At 52.6% G+C, this 249-nt stretch carries 1 protein-coding gene; it reads left to right on the top strand.

Annotated elements, in window-relative coordinates:
• Nucleotides 1-249: hypothetical protein (locus L9G74_RS21500; protein WP_238898866.1), on the top strand; the 249-nt coding region annotated here is incomplete at both ends.

The raw sequence follows: 249 nt of genomic DNA, 5'->3' as shown, positions 1-249 counted from the left end.
ATGCGCACGACTTTACGGACGCTACAACTTCGTGGAGTTTTGAAAAGATTCGTGAAATTCTCGTGAGCACCAGCGGCGCTGAGCGCATCGTGCGCTTCCTGGTGCCTCCACCGCCACCCGCCGTACAGTTTGAGGAGATTGCAGCTCATGAAAGTGGTAAACGCTTTGCAGACATTTATAAACTCGGTAAAGAGTTAGGAGCCGGCACTTTCTCAGTGGTTCGAGAAGCCACACACAAGACAACGGGGG

Source organism: Shewanella electrica (genome assembly GCF_022321485.1).
GTDB classification, from domain to species: domain Bacteria; phylum Pseudomonadota; class Gammaproteobacteria; order Enterobacterales; family Shewanellaceae; genus Shewanella; species Shewanella electrica.
Note: the sequence above shows the minus strand (reverse complement) of the source record. Positions and strands in the feature narration are given on the sequence as shown.